The sequence below is a fragment of the Dehalobacter sp. MCB1 genome (assembly GCF_003590275.1).
Classification (GTDB): Bacteria; Bacillota; Desulfitobacteriia; order Desulfitobacteriales; family Syntrophobotulaceae; genus Dehalobacter.
Genome location: NZ_LXPC01000015.1, coordinates 144,955 through 167,655 on the forward strand (window position 1 = coordinate 144,955; position 22,701 = coordinate 167,655).

The following is a 22,701-nucleotide window of genomic DNA, read 5'->3' on the forward strand; positions in this document are numbered from 1 at the left end:
CAGCAGTAATTGTTTGCAGGGTGCTTGATTGGTAAAGCGTAGTCGGCAAGGCTACTGCTTCACTTGAAAGCGTTGCGACGAATAACATCATGGCGATAACAACAGATAATGCTTTTTAAAATTGAATCATGATAATTTGTTTATCTCCTCTTTCCGTCTGAATTTCTGTCTATACACAGAAAAAATTTGGAGTTTCTTCCAAATTATTTCAAGTATACACCTCGTCCAACTGTTTATCTAGTTTTTTGGCGTAATTTTCTTCTCATTATCTGTATCATTCTTTGCTATATGTTGATGTTGTAGCAAATTGTTATGTGCAGTCTCAACCTGGAATATGACACATAGGATAATGGTATGAATATAAACCACGATGAGGTGTGTGCCATGATCGAAGCAAAAAGAAATGTTTTGTCCCCTTCCTATCTGAAAACCTTCAGCTGTATTGCCTCAGCCTGTGAGAATTCCTGCTGCTTAGGATTTACCATCCGAATCGATTCGGAAACCTTCAGCAAATACAAGGTGGAAGATGATCCCGTCATCCGCAAGTTATTTGAAGAAAATATTTATGTCATCCGCAGTTCGTCAGCAAAACAGGATTATATCACCATCAATCCGACCGAAGATTATCGTTGTCCTTTTCTCACGGAAGAAAAATTGTGTTTCCTGCAATGCCGAAGAGGAGAAGAATACTTATCCGAGATTTGCGCTTCCTTTCCCTGTATCACCAATATTTTCAACGGTGTCCTGGAAAAATCAGCGACTCTAGCTTGTCCGGAAGCGGCACGTCTGGCTCTGCTGCAGCTTGAGGGAATGGATTTAATCGAAGTTGAAGAACCCAATGATACCCGAAATTTTGTTTACAATTGTTTGAACACCAATGACAGGATATTCCAAAATAAACCTACAAAGTACCTATCTGAACTTAGAGAATTCACTTGGCGTATCCTGAAAGATAGAAGATACCATTTAGATGACAGAGTTGTTTTTCTTGGGGCCTTTATGAAGGAGGTTGATCGGCTGGAAAAAGCGCCTGATGTTGATAGAATCCCAGATCTCATTTTGAGCTACACAGCTCTTTTTACGGATGCTTCAGCAATGCAGGATATAACAGCTATTTCTGTTTCTCAGGCCTCACGCATTTCCCTGTTTCTACCTCCTACGATCCGTGTGATTCTTCCCTCAATTGAATCAGACCGGTATCTACGTTGCTTCAGTAAATTTTTAGAAGGAATCCGTTTTTATGATTCAACAAGTTATGCCCAAGTTGGTAAATGCTATGAAGAAGCCTATCAAAGGTATTACTCCCCTTTTATGCTTGAACATGGTTATATCCTGGAAAACTACCTTTTAAATTACGTTTTTATGAAGCTGTTTCCTTATGACTTGAATGGGAATTCAGTTTATTACTGTTACTTGCTGTTGGCAGTCAATTATGCCTTGCTCAAAATGCAGCTCGTTGGAATATCTGCTTATCAGCAGGAATTGAACGCTGATACTGCCATCATGGTGATTCAATCCTATACAAAAGCTGTCGAACATAAATACCCGATTCTTCATAACCTGATTCAAGTCCTCAAACAAAGCCATTTAGATTCTCTCGTCCATATCAAAGTTTTCGTGAAGGATTAAAGGTATCAAGACTAGCAATGGAAATATCGGATACTATATTCAAATTTCAATTAGAACTGAAGCACAATGAAAAAAAATGATGCAACAAGAAAGCACCTTTCTCCATAGGAAAGATGCGCTTAAACATTCTATTTGTTGTTCACAGCTTTATCTAATGTTAATCAATATATATTAAAATCAAATTACCTGAATTTCAGGATATCCCTTATCTCCGTAAGCAGGATTTCCTGTTTGGAAGGTTCAGGAGGTACTACTTCGGGAGCGGGCGGCTCTTCTTCTTTCTTTGTCCTGAATCTTATCAGCACTTTCAGCATAAAGAAGATGGCCAGTGAAATAATCAGAAAATCAACAATCGATTGAATGAATGCGCCATACCTGATCGCTGCTTCCGGTACACCGTCTGTAGCTTCCGTAATTACAATTTTCAGATTGGTGAAATTAATCCTTCCGAGCAAGAATCCGATAACCGGCATCAGTATATCATTAACTAGAGACGTGACAATCTTCCCGAAGGCACCACCAATAATTACGGCTACCGCCAAATCGACAACGTTACCTTTCATGATGAACTGTTTGAATTCGTTAACCATCGAACCACTCCTCTCTGTAACCATTATAATCAAACATACTGTCTTGCACAACGGTTCCTCACCGCTCTTTGCCAGCCAAAGAATATTATTTCAATATTCTAACAAACGCTGAACTGTACTGATCAATTCGGTCAGATCAACAGAATATTGCAAATAGCTTACTTGCTGGTTCCCTCTGTACTGTATTGTTTCATCCGTTTCTTTAACCATTAATGACGGCTGCATTGACGTCACAAGCAGCAAGATCCTGGAATCAGGCCATTGTTTGCGGCATTCAGCAATTAATGCTGACGTCTTCGGGCCACCCTCCCCATCCGGTGATTCGGCAATAACGACTTTGGGATAAATTTCAAAGGAGCCCATTTCATCGGAGCCTTGTAGCGCCCTTTTTAGGCCTGAAATCGTTATTACTTTTACCCCAGTGCTCAAAAGGGCCTGCTCCAACGGATAATTAAACAAATTATCTTCCAGTGCAATCAGGACGTCAGTCTCACTGTTTTTTTGGTTTGCCGCCGGGGGGAAACTCATTGAAAAGACAGCGCCACCATCTTCTCTGTTAAAAGCCGTAATTTCACCGCCATGATTATGTACGATAGCCCGAACAATTGGAAGTCCGAGACCGGTTCCCCTTTCTTTCGTGGTAAAAAACGGACGGAATAAATTTTTAATGGCTTCCGGCGTTAATCCCGGCCCGTTATCCATGACATCGATACAAACCTGATTGCCGCGTTCTTCCAACCAAATGATTACTCTGCCCCCGGCGTCTGCAGCCTGGACTGCATTTCGTACCAAATTTAGCATGACCTGCGTTAATTGGCCTGGATCAGCTGCCACCGGTGAAACCTTTCTTGTTTCCAAAATAATATCCGACTTTGTACCCATGGCTTCTCCTTGAAACAATGGCATAAGTTCCTGGAGAAAAGCAACTGGGTCAATCGGTTCAGCTTCAATGTTGGATGGTTTTCCAAGTAATAAAAATTCATTTAATAAACGGGTGACCCTGTCAAGTTCCCTCAAAACCAGGTCTTTATAATTGCGTGTCAGTTCAGGATCTTTCTTGCGGCCCATGAGCTGTAGAAGTCCGCTTGCCGCACTGATTGGATTACGTAGCTCATGCGCCAGGACGCCCACCATCTTTGCAGTCGCCTCAAAACGTTCAGCCTGACGGGCACTCTCTTGCCAGCGGTAATAATCCGTCCGATCCTCAAGCAGCAGCAACCAGCCTCTGACTGTTGTTTCTTCCAGCAGCGGAGATACTTGCCAGTCAACGCGGCAAATGTCGGAATCACTGTACTTAGTCGGGAAAGAATCCATTTGTCCGCCAACAGGGATAATGGTATTGGAACGGATATAACCCAGCCACGGTCCCGGCCAATCAGCGATCGGGCTTCCGAGCAGGTCAACATTTGCACCATTCATCAATTGCTCTGCTTGTCTGTTGGCATAGATAATTCGATAATGACGGTCAATCATAACAACTGCACTGCCAACCGCACCCAAAAGTACATCCAGCTGTTTCTTGAGCAGTCGGCATAAACAAACCCCATCAAAAGCAATGATACATTCTTCTGCCATTAGAGGGAGCAGAAATTCCGCCCGACTGAAATCACGAGGCTGTAAAACGCCTAACTCTCCGTGTAAATTACCTTGCTTGATTTCAAAGACCATTGTTTCAAAAGAATATCTGTTTAAACGGGCAGCCTCTACCGCATGCTCATCACCTTTGATCATTAAGGCAGAGAATCCTGCGTCCGTATACTCCAGCCAGCTCCCCTCTGCATCAAGCAGGATAATCAGAGCATTTAAAATAAGCTCAAGCAATTGATCCTGAACGCTTTCTTCTCCGTGACAAAGCGATATTACAGTATGGTTCAATTTACGCAAAGCAGATAATTCAACAGTTCGCATCTCTCCGCTAAATCCGGCCAGCGCATTCTGGAAGCTGCTGAGCATATCCGCAGCTAAACGCGCCCGATCAGTCACAGAAAAATTTGATTTTTCCTGCCGGCAGGAAGAGCACTCCACTGCATCCAGAAAGAAACCATCATTCAATGGCCAGCGAACAATTTGCCAGCTGAACGCTTCATATGTCTGATGACAAATGGAGCAAGACTCAGGCCTTTTCGTTAATAACGTATCATTTTCAGATACAATCATCAATTCCAAATGCAAACCTGCTCCGATACATTGCAAAAAAATGTTCCAGCGTTCCGACTTGAACATTTCGACTGCCTCAATCCACTCGGACACGGTCATGGTCCTCCTTTGCCTATCCAATCTGTACATAAGCAAATTCGACCAGAATTGATGATTTCCTTCCAGATATTACACTATTTTTTCCATGTAAGTCTGATTAAGGAAACACGACTCGACACTATTCGCTCTACCCCAGTGTTATACTGAAAATAGTCCTAATCCATATTTAATTGGAGGATTGACACATGAATAAAATATTGGTCGTTGAAGATAACCCCGTTATTGGAATGGTTATTCAAACCGTGTTAACCGATGAAGGGCATCAGGTTGAAGTGCGGAAAAGCGCCATGGAAGGTCTGTACCTGATGTACACCGGTTTTATTCCTGATTTAGTCCTTACTGATTTGATTATGAGAGAAATGGATGGCAGAGATCTTATCCAGAAAATGCGCAATGACAAAAGGCTTTGCAGTATTCCTGCAGTCATTATCACGGCTTCAATCCCTAACGCAGAAAATTTACCTGATCAGGATCAATTCCAGGGTTTGCTAAGTAAGCCCTTTGACCTGGAAGATTTAGTCGAAACTGTTGACAAGCTGATCAATCATCAGACACTTGTAACCAATAGTGCTGCACTTCAGACTTCGACACCGGTCGCAGTATAGTAACTGAATAAAAAAACTAATGAATTTAAATTGAGCTGAATAAATAAAGACTACACCTTTATTGACAGTACCAACCAAAACCTCCATAAATCCCAACCAGGTTCCATGATATTTTATTTATTGAAGCTATATGAAAAGGATGTAAAGAAAATTTCTTTGCATCCTTTTTAGGGCTTTTTATTGGCCTGAATCTTACTTCTTCTCCGTTGGCTCTTAGGAAGCAGCGGAGCTGCCTCTTTTCTTAGTTTTTCTTTGCGTTATTTTATTTCTGTTAAGATATAGTTCGTCAAGGTATTCCGCAAATTTTGTTCCAAGATTTGGCGACTCCAACGCAAACTCTACTGTAGCCTTTAGGTAACCCAATTTGTCGCCTGCATCGTAGCGTTTACCCTCAAACAGGCAGGCATAGAGCTGTTCATCCCTGCTTTGTGCTTTCAACGCATCAGTAAGTTGAATTTCTCCTCCCGCTCCTACTTTAATACTTTCTAAGTATTTGAATATGGTAGGATTAATGATATATCTGCCCATGATAGCCAATCTGGAAGGAGCTTTGGTCGGAATTGGTTTTTCCACAAGATTTTTCACGCGCCAGATGTTGCCCTGGTGGTCCAACGGATCAATAATCCCATATTTGTTAACTTCACTCTCTGGTACTTCCTGAATCCCGATCACACTGGAAGAAGTCTTTTCGGCTATATCCATGAGTTGTTGGGTTGCCGGTGTTTCCGATTTAATAATATCATCACCTAGAAGAACTGCAAACGGTTCCTGTCCTACAAATGACTTTGCGCAATAAATGGCATGTCCGAGGCCAAGTGGTTCGTTCTGGCGGATATAATGGATATTTGCCATATAAGAAAGATTCTTTATTTTCTCAAGCAGGTCAAGCTGGCCGTTCTTTTTTAGATGAGCTTCAAGCTCAGGTGAACGGTCATAGTAGTCGACGATGGGCCACTTGCCCCTGCCAGTAATAATTAAAATATCTTTGATACCTGAGGCTATAGCTTCATCTACAATGTATTGAATCGTCGGCTTATCAACAATCGGCAGCATCTCTTTCGGCAAGGACTTCGTTGCAGGCAGAAATCTCGTTCCAAGACCTGCTGCAGGTATTACGGCTTTCGTAACTTTCATTGGAGACCTCCAAAAAAATTTTATATCATCCACCACCGGCCAAGAACTATGTTTTCCCGTCTTTTCCGGTGGCTGCAAGGCCTTCATCATTTACTTTTTTCGCGTCTGAAACAGAGGAACCAGTCCAGACAATATTGATCTTCCGTCTGATTCTCCATTCTCTCTTTTGCGGTACCGCAGGAACCGGCCGTAGGTACGATGACATCCTGTCCCGGTCGCCAGTTCGCAGGCGTCGCAACCTGGTCCGCATCTGCTTTTTGCAGCGCGATAATGATTCGTTTTATTTCATCAAAGTTTCTTCCGGTGGAAAGCGGATAATACTGGATTGTCCGGATCGTTCCCTTCGGATCAATCACAAAGACAGCTCTTACCGCCTGAGTCGTGGACTGGCCGGGCTGGATCATCCCGTATTTTTTAGCCACTTCCATCTTGATATCCTCAATCAGCGGAAACTTCACTTCAACATTTTTCATGCCGTTCCATTCAAGTTCCTGGATTTTTCTGAGCCAGGCGATATGTGCATAAAGGGAATCGACCGACAAACCGACGAGCGAAGTGTTCAACGCTTTGAATTCTTCTTCCATCGTAGCAAAGGTCATAAATTCAGTTGTACAGACCGGGGTAAAATCTGCCGGATGAGAGAAAAGGATGACCCACTTGCCGTAATAGTCTTCCGGGAAACTGATATTGCCCTGTGTCGTCACTGCTTTAAAAGACGGCGCCTTGTCCCCTATTAAAGGCATTCTGAAAGCTTGTTCAACTTCCATGATATAGTCCTCCTTCGTTTTCAGAACCTCAGCCCTCTCCTTGACTTCTTTATAGGCTTCACCGGCCTTGTCTTTGAGGGCTTCCGCTTTCTCCTTTACTTCTTCGAAGGTATCTTCTGCCTTGCCCTTAAAATCTGTGGTTTTCTCCTTGACTTCATCGATCAGCTTGCCGATTTTGTCCTTGATCCCATCCATAGAAAAAACCTCCTTAACGTCGTTTTTTAATCCAAGGATACGCCGAATCATCCGTTGCTTAGAATATTGAATTATTTTCCTTAAAGTATATTCAGCACTAAAATGTTACTTCCTCTATGATCTTCAAAAATTTTCCTAAATATTTGAAAAAATATGACGATATATTAATTACCCGTTTGATTATTGCATCTTATAGTTTGTTTTATATAAGGAGAATAGGGATATGAAACAAGACCGGGGATGGTTAGAAACGACTTTCGAATCGATCAGTGACGCTGTTATCTTGACGGATATACAAGGCAATATACAATTATTAAGTCAGAAGGCCGAATTGCTTACCGGCTGGACGAACGAAGAAGCGCTTCACAAACCGCTGACCGAAGTATTTCAGCTTTTGAACGCAGATACCCATGAAGTACTTGGCGACAATCTGCTGAGTGTGCTTAAAACAGGCAAAAATGTTGTATTTGCCAAAAATGCTGTCTTGCTCTCTAAAACGGGTCAAAAGCGTCCGGTCAAGAGTAAGTCCAAACCGGTGAAGGATAAAGAAAACCATATCCAGGGTATCGTACTTGTATTTAAAGAACTGGCCAGAAAAAACAAAAAACTTGCCAAAACTGAATCATTAAGCTTTCACGATCCGCTTACTGGCTTATACAACCGTAAGTTTTTTGAGGAAGAATTTAAAAGACTGAATACCGAAAGAAATCTACCGATCTCTCTAGCCATCATTGACGTCGATTACCTGGACGAGGTAAAGAAAGCCTTCGGCAATGCCGAAGGAGACAACCTAATCAAAAGAGTCGCTGAAGTTATTAAACAGGAATGCCGTGTTGACGATATTGTTGCCAGAGTCAGTGAAAATGAATTTATGATCTTGCTGCCAAAGACTAACTCCAAACAGGCCGATATTCTTGTAAACCGGATTAATGACTTGGTAAATAAAGAAAAATTAGACGCGCTGGACCTTCCCATATGTACCGGCTGTGATACAATAAAAAAGAAAGAAAATGAAATTGCTCTCGTCTATAAGGAAGCTGTAGAGAAAACTAAGAGCACAGCCAAAAACAGACCGGCTAATGCTTTAATCGAAATCATCATGGAAACTCTGTACCATAAGAATGATATGGAAGAAAAAGAATCCGCTCAGGTAAGTGAGTTTTGTGCCGAAATCGGTCAAACCCTGGAATTGAGCGAGAAAAACATTGAAAATCTTGAGATAATTGGACTCATCAGAAACATTGGCAAGGTCAGTCTCGACAGCAGGATTCTTCACAAACCGGACAAGCTGACTGATTCTGAGATGGCGGAAATTAAGCGTCATCCGGAGCTCGGCCATGAAATCCTCAGCACAATGAATGAATATGCACATCTCTCGGATTACGTCTTGGCTCATCATGAACGATGGGACGGGAAGGGATATCCCAAAGGTCTGAAAGGTGAAGAGATTCCTTTGGAAGCCAGAATCGTGGCGATTGCCGATGCTTATAATGCGATGACCAGCAGCCGGCCTTATCGAAAAGCTATGGACGAGAGATCTGCTGCAGAAGAAATCCTGAGAAATGCCGGAACCCAGTTTGATCCTCATCTGGCCAAAGTCTTTATCGAAAAAGTGCTTGGGAAAGAACATGTAGAATAGGTAGCTGAATATCTATCTAAAACAGGATGGGTTTAGGACCGATGAAAAAAAAATATTGGATACTGTTATGGATCATCTTTATATTTATCACGCTTGCCGGGGTAAAGTGGACCCTAGTAAACAGTGGAGCTAACCAGAATAATTCGGTCCCCTCGGCAACGGATTATTTTGATGTTTCTTCTGATAATTCAGCGGACAATTCTTCCGATACCCTCTCTGATACTTCAGACATGACTGACAATACCGACAGAGATGCCACTGATACAGCTGGTCAATCTAACTCATCAGGTTCTCCTTCCGACAATCCATCGACCACGTCCGAACCTTTAACAGATTCGTCATTTTCTGATCAGGCGGCTATCTTTTATGTCCCGCATCCGGATGATGAGGTTTTAAACATGGGAGCTGCTGTTCTGGAAGCGCAAAATCACTATCAGCCTGTCGTCCTGGTACTTTTGACCAAAGGTGCAGCAAGCGGCGCATTTAAAGAAGTTAACGACCGGCTCGCGGCATATGCCCTTCCACCTATCACGCCTGCTGAATTCACAGAAGCGCGCGTGCGGGATTTCTATGAATCAACCAGATACCTCGGCATCCAGACGGATAACATTTATGTCTATGACCTTCCAGATGGTCAGGTGACTCCGGCCTCGGTCCGCGAAATTATCCTGACTTTTGAAGCTAAGTATCCGCAAGCGCTTCATCAAGCGATGTCCCCCGGCGATACCCACCCGGATCATGCAGCTGGAGGTACCGCACTTCATGAGCTTCAGAATGAAAACCTCATATCCTCGTGCCGCTATATTATTTCCCGGCCGCTCTGGGATCTCTATCCGGCGGCAAATATAACGAGATCCGTCTCCCAGGAAAACATGATCCAATATCAGAACGCCCTGAATGCTTATTACGTCTGGAACCCGGATGCTGGACGCTACAGTACCGGTATCCTATCAACGAGCTACAATTTCGGCCTAGCCCAAAAAATTTTAGAAGCCCACTGGACTTGGTAGCCAGTAATATCATTGACATGTAAATATATAATAGAAATGTATTAAAAATTATTACAAACTTCGATTAAAGGATAACGCTATGAAAAGAATAACGAACCGGATTAAAGCCCTTGATTTTGCGCGGGCTCTGTCCGTACTGCTTTTGTTCCTCACCTTTGTTCCGGAAGGGCCTCTCTACGGGGCCTATATTACGCATGCTCCGTGGTTTGGTTATACCGCCATCGACTTTGCTTTTCCAGCCTTTGTGACACTTTCCGGAACCAGTATGGCGATTGCCTACCGCAAACATGTGCCATGGGGACGACTAATTAGAAGGTTTTTTGTGCTAATTATCATTGGCCTGATTTTTAATTCCCTGGTATCCTGGGAATTTCATCTTTCCGAGCTGCGCTTAACCGGAGTTCTTCAGGTTCTGGCTTTTACCGGAATTATGACAGCTCTGATCGCCAGAGTATCCGGGAAATGGTTCTGGCCATTCACCGCCGGACTACTTATTCTGGCTGCCTATCTTGGCATTCTCTTATATACAAGCCAGTCTTTTCCGGACAGTTTACCTTCGCCGGACCATAATTTATCCGGAATGATTGATCCGTTTATTTTCACAAAGAGCCATCTTTATGTTCACGGCGATGCCGGATATGATCCGGAAGGAATATGTACGCTTTTTTCCGCAATTACCAGCACGCTTTTCGGTTATACGGCAGGTTTGTTTTTGAACAATAAAAACATTAGCCGAAATTTCTTGAAAATCCTGGCTCTGGCTGGTGTTCTTCTGCTGCTTACCCCGCTGCTGTCCAACTTTATCCCAATCGGCAAACGACTCTGGACACCGTCCTTTGTGACGCTGTCATCCGGTGCCACCATTCTTGTTTTGGCCTTTGCCCACTTGATCTGGGACCCGCAGATCCCGGTTATCAGCAAGCTCCGGGCACCTGTCTACTGGGTGTTTGAGGCGATCGGCCGCAATGCGATCCTGCTGTATTTTGGTTCTTCGATGGTATTCTCGGTTATGCATCATATGATCCTGAAAATGAATGGGAATACCCTCTCGGTTTTTGAATTTTCTTATAACTGGGTGAAATCCTGGAGTACCAACCCTCAGCTTGGCTTTATTGCGATTTATACCGGGCTCTGGGTCCTGCTGGCTGTCTTGCTGCACTGGCGTAAGCTTTATCTTACGGTGTGACTAATCCCTGCTTAATCGGTTTTGTATTTTAATAAGAAAACTTAATCCGATCACCATTTAACAGGAATAATGACCTTATTCAGATCGCTTCCGTCCTTCATGCTGGACTCGAATACTTCGAGCTGACCGCTTCCTGCTGCCGACGGCGTAAATGTCAGCGAGGCTTCGAAATCGCCTCGGCCTGGTGCCCCTGCTGCCGCCATTGTGTTGCCTTCTGCCAGAATATTACCTTGTGCATCCCTTAAGCGGTAGCTTACGACAGCTTCGAAGATTTGGGCATTTCCGGTGATCTTCAGTGGGCTCGTTATGGTTTGGCCGTCGACAGGAGCCGTAACCCAGATCGCCGGTTCATAGACCGAGCTGAGATCCCTGGCAAAGGGTTGCTCATAAAGACCGACGTGGCCCCACCAGTCCATGCCGTTTTCAGCCTTGCCGTTTACGATAAACTGAACTTTTTTGATCGTCGGGAACTCCGTCAGTGTATTGACAATGCTGGCAATTCCAAGCGTTTCGCCGCTGGCACCAACGTTCGCATGCAGCACCTCTTCGGAAAAATCAATGGTTGCCAAGCCGTTTTCAATATTAACTTCTAAAATTTTCGTGTCGGCGGGAAGTACCTTAAATGCGCCTGCCGTTACAGGGGTACCGTTAATTAGCTCCTCAAGAGCTGCCCGGGCAACACCTGCGCTTTTCGGGATCTCATGCACCTCTCTGACCAGGTATGTTTCATTATTACTATCCTTTAGATAATAGACCGCTGCTTTCATCGTTCCAACAGCAGAGGGTTCAGGCTCAGGAGAAGGCTCCGGAGTTGGTCCTGTCTGCGACTGACACCCTGCCAGGCTCACTAAAGCCAAAAACATGAATGTAACGAAGAGATTCCTGATCACTTTCATCGCGTATTTTCCTCCTTGTCGTTATTCTCGAGTAGCTTGCGGTTGTGAGGGTTAAAATATAGCTTTAGTCATATCTTAACACAAAATCCCAGAGCAATGAATATCTGAAAAATCGATCAATCCAAAGATTAGGCATAAGTAAACATTTTACATTTTCTATATATTTTAGACCTATTTTTAGATATACTAAAAGCATAAAGGGGGTTGTTAAAGTATGAATGCAAGCGATGAAATGAAAAAATTCTTTCTGGCGGGAATTGGGGCAATAGCGACGACGGCCGAAAAAGCTAAGGAAGTCATTGATTCATTAATTGAAAAAGGTGAGCTTACCGTCGAACAAGGCAAAGTCATCAACGAGGAATTAAAACGCAACCTTTCTGAAAATCTACATCATCATTCTTCCGCCCGTCACATGGAGGATCTTCTGCAAAAGGTTAACACGCTCAATGAAGAAGAGCTCTCTGTACTCAAAGAAAAGCTCGCAGAGATGGAGAAAAAGAATGACCCAAACTGAGGTCAAACTATCATCCGCAGCCCGCTTAAAGGAAATGGTCACTGTGCTGAAACGCCATGGAATCATCCACGGCGTTTCTCCAGCCAAGCTAAAATTCATCCTGGAAGACCTCGGCCCGACGTATGTCAAGCTCGGTCAGATTATGTCTATGCGCACAGATATGCTCCCGAAGAGTTACTGCAATGAACTGGCCGAGCTGCGGACCGATGTGAAGCCGATGATTTATGAAGAAGTGCTTCAGGTCATCGCCTCAGAATACGGTTTCGCCCCAGAGGAAGCTTTTCAGGAAATCGACCCTGTGTGCATCGGCTCGGCATCGATTGCGCAGGTGCACAAAGCCGTGCTGAAAAACGGCAAAGTCGTCGTGCTGAAGGTGCAACGCCCCGGAATTTATCAAACGATGGAACGGGATATCCAACTGCTGAAAAAAGCAATCTCGCTGATCAAAGTCTTAAACATCAATGTCGGAGATATCGACTTTAGAATGTTTATCGATGAAATGTGGGCGACTGCCCAGCAGGAAATGAACTTTATTGCCGAAGCAAACTATATCAAAGAATTTACCGACCTGAATACAGGTGTGAAGTATATTGCCTTTCCACTGATCGAACGTCAGCTGTGCACCCCGAGAGTACTTGTTATGGAATACATCGATGGCGTTCAAATCGATGATCTTGATAAGCTTCATGCACTTGGCTACGATCTAAATGAGATCGGAATAAAACTCGCCGAAAATTATGTCAAACAAATTGTCGATGACGGCTTGTTTCATGCGGATCCGCATCCGGGAAATATCTTTATCCGAGACGGAAAAATCGTCTGGCTCGATTTAGGGATGGTTGGAAAAATCAATAATCATGACCGGCTGCTGTTGAAAAAAATCATCCTGGCTATCGTCCAGCATGATATTGAAGGATTAAAAGAAGTATTTCTATTACTCGATACGATCAAAGGCAGGGTAAACCACACCAGGCTCTATGAAGATATCGAAAGCTTGTTGGAGCGCTATGGTGATTTGGATCTGTCTGAGCTGCATTTTGGCCAGATCATGGAAGAAGTCAAGGAAGTTCTTAATTTCCATCAGATATCCCTACCGACAGGCTTCACGATACTTGGGCGCGGGGTCATTACGATCGAGGGAGTACTCGCCGTATGTTGTCCGAAAGTCAATTTCATTCAAATCATGGCCAATCACGTTTCCGGAAAATTCCTAAGTGAGTTGGATGCAAGACAGGAATTGGTTTCTGCAGGGCTTTCTTTGTACGGTTTCACCAAAAACAGTCTGGAATTGCCGGTTCAGTTCGCCAACATCCTCAAAATGGCGATGAGAGGACAGGCCAAGATCAATATTGATCTGTCCAGTGCCGATGAACCCGTACGTCAGGCCGACATGATTATGGACAAGCTCGTCTTGAGCATTCTCAGTGCGGCCTTCCTAATCGGGGCCAGTCTGGTCTGTATGACGAGCATCACGCCCCGGCTGCTTGGGATTCCGGTCATCAGCCTGATCGGCTATCTGATCGCACTTCTGATGGCAGGATGGCTAATGGCGAAAATTTTTTTCAAAAGACTGAAGAAAAAATAATTGTCTATCCCATGGTCAGCAACATCCCCCGCTGCTGCCCCCTGAGCAGTCGCAGCTTGGTTCTGTCCCTGTAAGCCACCCCGTGATGACCGCCGAGGCGCAGCCCACGCCGGACTTGACATCGATCGCCTCAAACGGACAATTACGGGCGCAGGCGCCGCATTCCATGCAGAGATCTATATCCAGTATCTCTGCTTTTTTGCATTTTAAACCCAGGACCTGATGCGGACAGACCTCGAGACATCTTCCGCAGCCGGTGCATTTCTCGTATTTAAGCGTAAGCGTTGAAACATTTTTTAGATAGCGGTGCTTCATATAGGCTTCCCCCTTACAACCCGAATAAACTGCTCAGCAGAATGAGAATACAACCGATACATATGGTAACCGCAATAGCCGGAACAGCGGTTTTCATTTCCTTCATAACGCCGGAAAACGAAGTATATGTCGAAGATCCGGTGAAGTTCATCGCATAAAACGCAGAAATTGACGGCAGAACCAGCAAATACCCCAGAGCCCTGAACCAGCTGTAGGAAAGCTCCTCCGGCCAGCCGTTCAGCACATTCACTGCTGCCGCCCAAAGTAAGCCCAGAAGCCATCCCTTCCAGGCAAATGCTTTTCCGGGAATCCACGGCAACAAAACCGGGGTCAGAACACAGCCTACAATCAGCGCCCCGGCATAGGCATAAAAGTCAGTAATCCCAAAAGCTCCTGGACGGATCAGATTAAAGATAAATAAAATGCCTAAAATCATCAAGGATATCTTAAATGTACCGGTAAGTTCCATCGGCGTAAGTACCAACCGGTCATACGCCGTAAACTTCACAGTCCGCATTTCGGCTGTCGCTTTCCTTCCGGAAGCGATAAATTCACGGATATCCCAAGCTCTGACCGGACCATACACGACGTTGAAACCGGTTTGTTTGTGGACTTGATGCGCACTTACCCCGGGAGCGCCGAGCTGCGGCAGAAGCAATGTCCTGTGTGACACAATCCGAGCAAGCCTGGTTTTCTCGATCCGACTGCTGAGTTCCACCGTGCCAAATGTCCCCTTGCCTGCCGCACACCAGACATTAATACCTTTGGTGTCAAGCACCAGGATCCAGGCCTGAAGTCCGGCCAGCTCCTTGCGAAGGGCATCGAAGGTCATTTTGTAATTGGCCGTTACCAGAACCTCAGAATGTTCATCCGGATTGCCGACAGCATAAAGCCCGGGATTGATTTTATAATTCATCCGGTTGATGCCCCAGCGGGCTTTCCATCCCCCCAGGATATCCAAAGCTGTTAAGTTCGTCGAAACCTGAGGCACCAGCCCCGCCGGTGTTTTTATTTCACCTGTAATCCAGCCGCATTCCTTGTCATAAACGGTCACAGACCCTGCTAAACTGTCATCCCCGCAGCAGCATGGCTGCGGGTCAAATATCTTAAGCTCTGCCTTGTTATTAGCATTTCGATTATTCTGATTCGGATCAAAACTTATTTCTCCCAAATATAACACCTCCAAAAGGTTTGGCAGAATAAAAGAAGCCAATTCCTAACAAGCATATGATTCGTATAATAGCGTTCTTAAATTCTCTGCTCAAATAATTCATGCAAAGTTGATTGCCCCCAATTAGGTCTGGGGGCCACAATTCCAGCGTTAAGCGGAGCATGGAGGCGAAGCGCGGCTGTTTGCGTCAAGGAGGACGCAACGGCCGAAAGCGGAATTGTGGCACACAGACCAACCAGGGAGTCTAAGGCAAGCATATATTTGGGTATTTATTTCAAGAATGTTTTATTAGTCTGCGTGCCACAGTTCCGCGACAAGCGGAGCCTGGATGGCGAAGCGCGGCCTTTTGACGGCCACGGACTAGAAACCTAAGTGTTATAGCCTGCAGACCTTCACTTTGGCAATCCTTTTTTCATCGACTTCCTCAACCTTAAACATCAAACTGTTGAATTCTAAGGAAGGCTTATCATCTCTTCCGGGGATTCTTCCGAGCTGTCCAACCAGAAAACCGCTTAGGGTCTCGTATTCTTCAATCGGCAGCTCCACGCCGAGATAATCTTGAACCGCATCGAGGCTCGTCGCCCCGTTGATCATATAGGTATTTTCATCGATCTTTTCAAATTCCAGTTCGACTTCATCATCCTCGTCAAAAATGTTGCCGACAATTTCTTCAATAAGATCCTCCAGCGTCACAATACCGGCCGTCCCGCCGTATTCATCAATGATCACAGCCAGATGTGTCTTGTTCAGCTGAAGTTCTTTGAATAATTCATCGGTGCGTTTCGAATCCGGTACATAATAGGGTTCCCGGACAACGTCCCGCAGATGAAATGTCTCCGGATTGCTGTTGTTCGTTAAATACTGGAAAAGGTATTTGGATTGCAGCACCCCGACAATATTGTCAATATTCTCCTCATAGACGGGTATCCTGGAATACTTCTCATGATTGATAAAGGCAATGACTTCACTCAAAGATGCTTCAATCGGCAGCGCTGCAATATCCGTGCGATGGGTCATGACTTCGGAAACTGTTTTATTGTTAAATTCGAAAATATTGTTAATCATCAGTTTTTCTGTTTCATGGATAGCGCCTTTTTCCTCGCCGACATCAACCATCATGCGGATTTCTTCTTCAGTGACCTGCTCGTTTTCCGCATTCGGATCTACCCCGAGAAGCCTGACAAACACATTCATCGACGCCGTAAGCATTTTTACAAATGGTGAGGCAATTTTAGACAGGATATACAGCGGACTTGCAGCAAACCAGGCGATCTTTTCAGCTTTATTCATCGCAATTCTTTTCGGCACAAGCTCTCCGAGTACCAGCGTGAAATAAGATAAAATGATGGTAATTAGAATAACGGCTATAGTCTTCAGCAAGGATGCTGAAACGGGAACTCCAAGCTTTATCAGCAACGAAACTAGCGGATCGGAAAAATTCTCCGAAGCAAATGCACTGGCCAGAAAGCCCGCCAGCGTTATCCCAATCTGGATCGTCGCAAGAAACCTGCTCGGCTCGCCCAGCAAATTGGTTAAAATTTTGGCCTTTTTGTCGCCATCTTCAGCCATCATTCTGATTTTATTGTCATTCAGGGAGATCAAAGCAATCTCCGAGGCAGCGAAAAAGGCATTGAGCGCAATCAGCACGACTAAAAACAAAATCCCGGTAATCAATGATTGTTCCTCCTGATAATAATAAAAAGGCAGAATCATTCCTGGTACAGGATTGTCAAAGCCTTTCACAAAATCCTAATAAAGAGTCATTTGAAATGATGCTACTTGGTATATCTTCAGCATTTTCCCCCATATCTTATTCTCTCCCTTTCTTGATTCTATATCTATTTTAATTTACTAGATGATAAATTGCAATGTCTGGTGTCGTTCGGATCAATTAGCGAATAAACCAGAAACGATTTGAGCAAGTAAAAAGTGGATATGCTATAAATGGCTATGCCAGTCAATAGAACAGAAAGGGCGAATCTATGAAAATTTTACTTGTTTACCCGCAAATACCGCTAACCTATTGGAGTTTCCAGTATGCGCTGAAGTTCGTGTCCAAGAAAGCTGGGTTTCCGCCGCTTGGACTACTGACAATAGCTGCTATGCTGCCAGAACACTATGAAAAGCGTCTTGTCGATATGAATGTAACGAAACTCAAGGATCGGGATATTTTGTGGGCCGATTATGTCTGGATCAGTGCCATGGTCGTCCAGAAGGAATCCGTCAGGGAAATCATCAACCGCTGTCATGCCCTTGGAGTCAAAATCACTGCAGGCGGTCCCCTCTTTACTTCCGAGCCCGAGGAGTACGATGATGTAGATCATCTCGTGCTGAATGAAGGGGAGACCACTGTACCTGCCTTTATACGTGACCTTGTGAACGGATCGGCAGCGCACATTTATACAACGGAGGAATGGGCGGATATCAGAAATACTCCTGCGCCTTTGTGGGACCTTATCGATATGAAACACTACGCAACGATGAATATTCAATATTCACGCGGATGTCCATTCCACTGCGATTTCTGCAACATTACATCTTTATACGGCCACCAGCCCCGCACCAAGACCGCTCCGCAGTTCCTGTCAGAATTGGACTCCCTTTATCAGGCCGGATGGCGGGGAGGCATCTTCCTGGTCGATGACAATTTTATTGGTAACAAAAAGAAATTAAAGGATGAGATCTTGCCTGCGCTGATCAGCTGGATGAAACAAAGAAATTATCCGTTTTCGTTTATCACAGAGGCCTCGATCAATCTGGCTGATGATGACATCCTTATGAATCTGATGGTCAAGGCGGGGTTTATGACTGTATTTATCGGAATTGAAACCACGGATGAAGACAGCCTGGTTGAGTGCAATAAGCTTCAGAATAAAAACCGCAATCTAATTGCTTGTGTTAAAAAAATCCAGAAATTCGGCCTTCAAGTTCAAGGCGGCTTTATTGTCGGGTTTGACAACGACAATGCCTCTATTTTTGACAAACTGGTAACCTTTATTCAGGAAAGCGGGATCGTTACCGCGATGGTCGGGCTGCTGAATGCGCCGAAAGGAACCAAACTATATCAGCGTCTGGCTGCGGAAGGCCGACTGTTAAAAAGCATCAGCGGCGACAACACCGACTTTTCAATGAACTTCATACCAAAAATGGAAAGCCGCCTGCTGGTCAAAGGCTATCAACGAATTGTCGATACGATCTACTCTCCAAGAAAATATTATGAGCGGGTCCTGACATTTTTAGAACAGTACGAGCCTGCTGGATTTACGGCTCAGCGAATCGACCGTTGCCAGGTACTCGCGTTTATCAGATCGGTATTCCGTTTGGGAATTATCGGCCAGGAAAGACGCTACTACTGGAAACTGATCATTTGGTCTCTGCGGAAACGCCGTAATATATTTCCGCTGGCAGTAACCCTGTCCATATACGGTTTTCATTTCCGAAAAGTATTCCGCCGGACTGAGGAAATATTAAAATAATTTAGAAAACTTAGGTGGAGGATTTTGATCTTTAAGCTTCTTTATGGAAAGGATCAACGCCAAAACGGCTGCCTGAGATGACCCTGTTCTTCCCTGCTGTTTTGGCAGCGTAAAGTGCTTTATCCGCAATCTCAATATTTTCAGTCAGCGAGCAACCTTTTTGATAGAGACAGACACCGGCACTCACGGTCAGTGGCTTATCAAAATAACTGTTAAGTGCAAATTCTTCCCTGATTTTATCCGCTTTCAGGCAGGCGTCCTCCAGGACGCAACCATAAAGAATAATCAGAAACTCCTCACCGCCGTAACGGCAGATAAAATCAGTTGCCCTGGCATTTGTTTTTAAAACACGGGCTAAAACCAGCAAGACCTTATCGCCAAAGACATGCCCCTTCTGATCATTTATCTTTTTAAAATTATCAATATCAAAAATGGCAATGCAAAAAGGCTGCCCTGTCCTCTGATAATTGGATACAGCCTTCTGAAAACTCTTTTCCAACAGCAGACGGTTCGGAAGCCCCGTCAGCGGATCTCTGGCCGCCTGATTTTTGGCCTTTCTGAACTGATATTGGCTGATATTCAGCAAACTGTTGACTTCAAACACAATGATGAAACCGAAGGCCAGGAGCACAAGACTGAACAGATAGATATTCACGGATACAAACAGATCCGAGATCTTAAATGACGTAATGAATAAAGAGGCTACACTTTCGGTCGCCGCAATGATCAAACCCGGAATCCCATAACGCATGCCGTGAAAAGAAACAAAGAAGAAATAGGAAAAAAAGAGCATATTCAGTAATTCAACATTTCCTGCCATCAACAAGGTACAAACAGGAATATCAAGCACTAAGCTGAGTCGGATCAGTTTCTCGGCCCTGGTGTCCTTGCTGAAGACACAAACGGAAATAAATGCATCATATAGAAGGGCGATAAAGAAACCAACAAAAAACACGCCCGTGAAAGAGCCCTGAAAACGGATCAGCTCAGCCAGGGCGACAATAAGCAGTCCCCACCTAAAGAGCAGGAATTTTCGTTCCAGCGGTTTATATTTGATCAAATCAAACTTCCTGACCAACTTGTTTCACCACATTTTGCGAATTACGCAAATATTATACCATAATTTTCTATTCATCCAAAGAAAATTTTTGCCATTTGATAAACACAATAAGGTTTCCTAGAAGTACCTTAGGCAGTTTCAATACTGTTGTCGGCCTGAAGGTTTAACTTTTCGACCGCGCTTTCGCGCATTTTATATTTCATAATTTTGCCTGCGGCATTCATCGGGAATTCTGCCACAAAGTCAATATAACGCGGTGTTTTGTGCTTGGCCATGTGGGTGCGGACAAAATCCTTCAGCTCATCTGTGGTCAGCTCGGCATCGTCTTTTAATATGACACAGGCCATGATCTCTTCTCCATACTGTTTGTCAGGGACACCAATAACCTGAACGTCTTTGACTTTTGGATGAGTATAAATAAAATCTTCAATTTCTTTCGGATAGATGTTTTCCCCGCCGCGAATAATCATATCCTTGATGCGTCCGGTAATTTTATAATATCCGTTCTCATCGCGTCTTGCCAGGTCACCGGTGTGCAACCAGCCATTTTCATCAATCGCCGCTGCCGTCGCTTCAGGCATCTTATAATAGCCTTTCATGATATTGTAGCCCCGGGCAACAAACTCGCCGTCCTCATTATCTGGCAGGTCTTCGCCGGTCTTTGGATCGACGATCTTGCATTCAACACCAGGCAAAGCACGGCCCACAGTAGCAACCCGCAGTTCTACGGAATCGTCGACGCGGCTCTGGGTGCAGCCGGGTGAAGACTCTGTCTGCCCAAATACAATGGTGATTTCATTCATATTCATCTTCTCAACGACATCCTGCATTACCTTTACCGGACACGGGCTTCCTGCCATGATTCCGGTCCGCATGTAGGAGAAGTCTGTTTTCAGAAAATCTTCATGTTCGAGCATCGCAATGAACATGGTCGGAACACCGTGGAAGGCGGTAATTTTTTCCCTGTTGATGCAATCCAGCGATATCTTCGGTGAGAACGCCGGTATCGGGGACATGGTCACCCCATGGGTCATGGAAGCAGTCATCGCCAGCACCATCCCGAAGCAATGGAACATCGGGACATGAATCATCATGCGATCGGCTGTGGAAAGATCCATGCAGTCGCCAATATTTTTACCGTTATTCACGACATTATAGTGTGTCAGCATAACGCCTTTCGGGAACCCTGTGGTTCCTGAGGTATACTGCATGTTGCAGACATCATGACGGTTAAGGGAAAGCGCACGGCGGTATACTTCCTCAACGGGGACTTTGTCAGCCAGGGTAATCGCATCTTCCCAGGTCAGACAGCCATTCTGCCTGGAATCAACCGTGACAATATTGCGCAGGAAAGGCAGGCGTTTGATATGCAGCGGCTTTCCGGCCTCGGCAGTCTCCAACTCGGGGCAAAGCTCCTTGATAATGCCGACATAATCGGAGTCCTTATATCCGTCGATCATGACCAGCGTGTGTGTATCCGACTGGCGCAGCAGATATTCTGCCTCATAAATCTTATACGCGGTGTTTACCGTTACCAAAACAGCGCCGATCTTGGTCGCCGCCCAAAAGGTAATGTACCACTGCGGAACGTTGGTGGCCCAAGTCGCAACATGGTCCCCGGGTCTGACACCCATCGCGATCAGGGCGCGTGCAAATGTGTCAACATCGTCCCGGAATTCTTTATACGTACGCGTATAATCCATGGTCGTATAACGGAAAGCATACTGATCCGGAAACTCATCCACCATCCGGTCAAGTACCTGGGGAAAGGTCAAGTCAATCAAGGTGTCTTTTTGCCAGACATATTTCCCTGTCTTGGCATTATTGTCAAATAAATGGCCCTTCACCGCAGATTTTTCAGTGTACCGGCTCATATATTCCGCAAAATTCGGGAAAACAACACCAGCGTCATCAAGATCCGACGCCCAGCGTTTGACCCATTCCAAAGAAACATAGCCCTCATAATTTATCGAACGCAGGGCGCGCATCATCTCATCAATAGGTAAATCCCCTTCTCCCATCATGCGGTACCGGGTAGTACCATTCTCTACGACGGAATCCTTGATATGTACATATTTAATATACGCGCCAAGATTCTGTAGGGTCTTCCCAGGTGTCTCCCCTGCAAAACGGTAAGGGTGATGCATATCCCACAAGGCACCGACATTGTCACTCGCAACATCGTTCAGCAGCCGACATAAACGGGAAGTATCTGCATAGACGCCATTCGTTTCGACCAGGAGGGTGACGCCTTTTTCTTCCGCCAGAGGTACCAGACGGTTCAACGCAGCAAGCACCACCTCGTCATCAACTTCACCAGTCGGCTGCGGTGCAATATCGGCAAGGATACGTATATATGGGGTTCCTAGCTTGGAGGCTAATTCAATATACTGAACGATCTCCTGATGATTCTGTTCCGCTTTCTCAGCATACTTTAGACAACAGCCGGAAGACAGACAAGGAATTTGAATACGGAGTTCGGATAACTTTTTTATGGTTTGCGGCAACTGAGACCCAGTAAAAGGCTGGGCCTGCACTGCAAAAATCTCACTGCCCAGACCGCGGATTTCAATGCCGTCAAAGCCAAAGTCCTTGGCCATGGAATAGATATCGGTCCAGCTGAAATCCGGGCAACCCAGGGTTGAAAACGCAAGTTTCAACATAATCTCCTCC

General features: G+C 44.9%; 18 protein-coding genes. 8 read left to right on the plus strand and 10 right to left on the minus strand.

Annotated features, from left to right (window positions below; translation table 11 throughout):
* Nucleotides 1–384 precede the first annotated feature (384 nt).
* Complete coding sequence (gene fliB, locus A7K50_RS12100; protein ID WP_026156184.1) at nt 385–1,629, plus strand: flagellin lysine-N-methylase; 1,245 nt, start codon at nt 385–387, stop codon at nt 1,627–1,629.
* A gap of 182 nt (nt 1,630–1,811) precedes the next feature.
* Here the strand turns inward: fliB and mscL are convergent, their stop codons facing one another.
* Nucleotides 1,812–2,219, minus strand: a complete 408-nt coding sequence (gene mscL / locus A7K50_RS12105; protein ID WP_020491028.1) for a large-conductance mechanosensitive channel protein MscL — start codon at nt 2,217–2,219, stop codon at nt 1,812–1,814.
* Nucleotides 2,220–2,309: 90 nt separating this feature from the next.
* Nucleotides 2,310–4,475, minus strand: a complete 2,166-nt coding sequence (locus A7K50_RS12110; protein WP_020491029.1) for an ATP-binding protein — start codon at nt 4,473–4,475, stop codon at nt 2,310–2,312.
* A gap of 185 nt (nt 4,476–4,660) precedes the next feature.
* Between A7K50_RS12110 and A7K50_RS12115 the strand changes: the two genes are divergently transcribed.
* The gene (locus A7K50_RS12115) at nt 4,661–5,080 is read left to right on the plus strand and encodes a response regulator (RefSeq protein ID WP_020491030.1); all 420 of its coding nucleotides are present in this window, start codon (nt 4,661–4,663) and stop codon (nt 5,078–5,080) included.
* Nucleotides 5,081–5,293: 213 nt separating this feature from the next.
* Here A7K50_RS12115 and galU read toward each other — a convergent pair whose 3' ends face one another.
* A complete protein-coding gene (gene galU, locus A7K50_RS12120; protein WP_034381963.1) occupies nt 5,294–6,214 on the minus strand; it encodes a UTP--glucose-1-phosphate uridylyltransferase GalU in 921 nt (306 codons plus the stop codon).
* Nucleotides 6,215–6,300: 86 nt separating this feature from the next.
* Nucleotides 6,301–7,176, minus strand: coding sequence for a peroxiredoxin (locus A7K50_RS12125; protein WP_348980854.1), 876 nt, complete (start codon nt 7,174–7,176; stop codon nt 6,301–6,303).
* A gap of 223 nt (nt 7,177–7,399) precedes the next feature.
* On the opposite strand from A7K50_RS12125, the gene A7K50_RS12130 reads away from it, so the two are divergent.
* The 3 genes from A7K50_RS12130 (at nt 7,400) to A7K50_RS12140 (ending at nt 11,011) form a co-directional block, all read left to right on the plus strand.
* Complete coding sequence (locus tag A7K50_RS12130; RefSeq protein WP_020491033.1) at nt 7,400–8,815, plus strand: HD-GYP domain-containing protein; 1,416 nt, start codon at nt 7,400–7,402, stop codon at nt 8,813–8,815.
* A 41-nt stretch (nt 8,816–8,856) separates the two neighbouring features.
* Nucleotides 8,857–9,825, plus strand: coding sequence for a PIG-L family deacetylase (locus tag A7K50_RS12135; protein WP_026156187.1), 969 nt, complete (start codon nt 8,857–8,859; stop codon nt 9,823–9,825).
* Between the two features lie 79 nt (nt 9,826–9,904).
* Nucleotides 9,905–11,011, plus strand: coding sequence for a heparan-alpha-glucosaminide N-acetyltransferase domain-containing protein (locus A7K50_RS12140; RefSeq protein WP_020491035.1), 1,107 nt, complete (start codon nt 9,905–9,907; stop codon nt 11,009–11,011).
* 50 nt (nt 11,012–11,061) lie between these two features.
* Here the strand turns inward: A7K50_RS12140 and A7K50_RS12145 are convergent, their stop codons facing one another.
* A complete protein-coding gene (locus A7K50_RS12145; protein WP_020491036.1) occupies nt 11,062–11,907 on the minus strand; it encodes a Gmad2 immunoglobulin-like domain-containing protein in 846 nt (281 codons plus the stop codon).
* A 214-nt stretch (nt 11,908–12,121) separates the two neighbouring features.
* Here A7K50_RS12145 and A7K50_RS12150 point away from each other — a divergent pair, with 214 nt between their 5' ends.
* Both A7K50_RS12150 and A7K50_RS12155 read left to right on the plus strand, forming a co-directional pair.
* Nucleotides 12,122–12,421, plus strand: coding sequence for an aspartyl beta-hydroxylase (locus tag A7K50_RS12150; RefSeq protein WP_015045216.1), 300 nt, complete (start codon nt 12,122–12,124; stop codon nt 12,419–12,421).
* Nucleotides 12,408–14,006 carry an AarF/UbiB family protein gene (locus A7K50_RS12155; RefSeq protein ID WP_020491037.1) on the plus strand — a complete coding sequence of 533 codons (1,599 nt, stop codon included), beginning with the start codon at nt 12,408–12,410 and terminating at the stop codon, nt 14,004–14,006. Before A7K50_RS12150 ends, A7K50_RS12155 begins: the two co-directional genes overlap by 14 nt.
* 15 nt (nt 14,007–14,021) lie before the next feature.
* On the opposite strand, the gene hgcB is transcribed toward A7K50_RS12155, so the two are convergent.
* The 3 genes from hgcB to A7K50_RS12175 form a co-directional block, all read right to left on the minus strand.
* Nucleotides 14,022–14,321, minus strand: coding sequence for a mercury methylation ferredoxin HgcB (hgcB, locus tag A7K50_RS12160; RefSeq protein WP_083916689.1), 300 nt, complete (start codon nt 14,319–14,321; stop codon nt 14,022–14,024).
* A 13-nt stretch (nt 14,322–14,334) separates the two neighbouring features.
* Nucleotides 14,335–15,345 carry a mercury methylation corrinoid protein HgcA gene (gene hgcA / locus A7K50_RS12165; RefSeq protein WP_348980876.1) on the minus strand — a complete coding sequence of 337 codons (1,011 nt, stop codon included), beginning with the start codon at nt 15,343–15,345 and terminating at the stop codon, nt 14,335–14,337.
* A gap of 522 nt (nt 15,346–15,867) precedes the next feature.
* Nucleotides 15,868–17,205, minus strand: a complete 1,338-nt coding sequence (locus A7K50_RS12175; protein WP_020491039.1) for a hemolysin family protein — start codon at nt 17,203–17,205, stop codon at nt 15,868–15,870.
* 269 nt (nt 17,206–17,474) lie between these two features.
* Here A7K50_RS12175 and A7K50_RS12180 point away from each other — a divergent pair, with 269 nt between their 5' ends.
* Nucleotides 17,475–18,968, plus strand: a complete 1,494-nt coding sequence (locus tag A7K50_RS12180; RefSeq protein WP_020491040.1) for a B12-binding domain-containing radical SAM protein — start codon at nt 17,475–17,477, stop codon at nt 18,966–18,968.
* Nucleotides 18,969–18,999: 31 nt separating this feature from the next.
* Here A7K50_RS12180 and A7K50_RS12185 read toward each other — a convergent pair whose 3' ends face one another.
* Both A7K50_RS12185 and A7K50_RS12190 read right to left on the minus strand, forming a co-directional pair.
* Complete coding sequence (locus tag A7K50_RS12185; RefSeq protein WP_243103742.1) at nt 19,000–20,028, minus strand: GGDEF domain-containing protein; 1,029 nt, start codon at nt 20,026–20,028, stop codon at nt 19,000–19,002.
* A gap of 128 nt (nt 20,029–20,156) precedes the next feature.
* Nucleotides 20,157–22,688 (minus strand): AMP-binding protein, encoded by a 2,532-nt coding sequence (locus A7K50_RS12190; RefSeq protein WP_199698297.1) that lies wholly within the window; start codon nt 22,686–22,688, stop codon nt 20,157–20,159.
* Nucleotides 22,689–22,701: the final 13 nt, after the last annotated feature.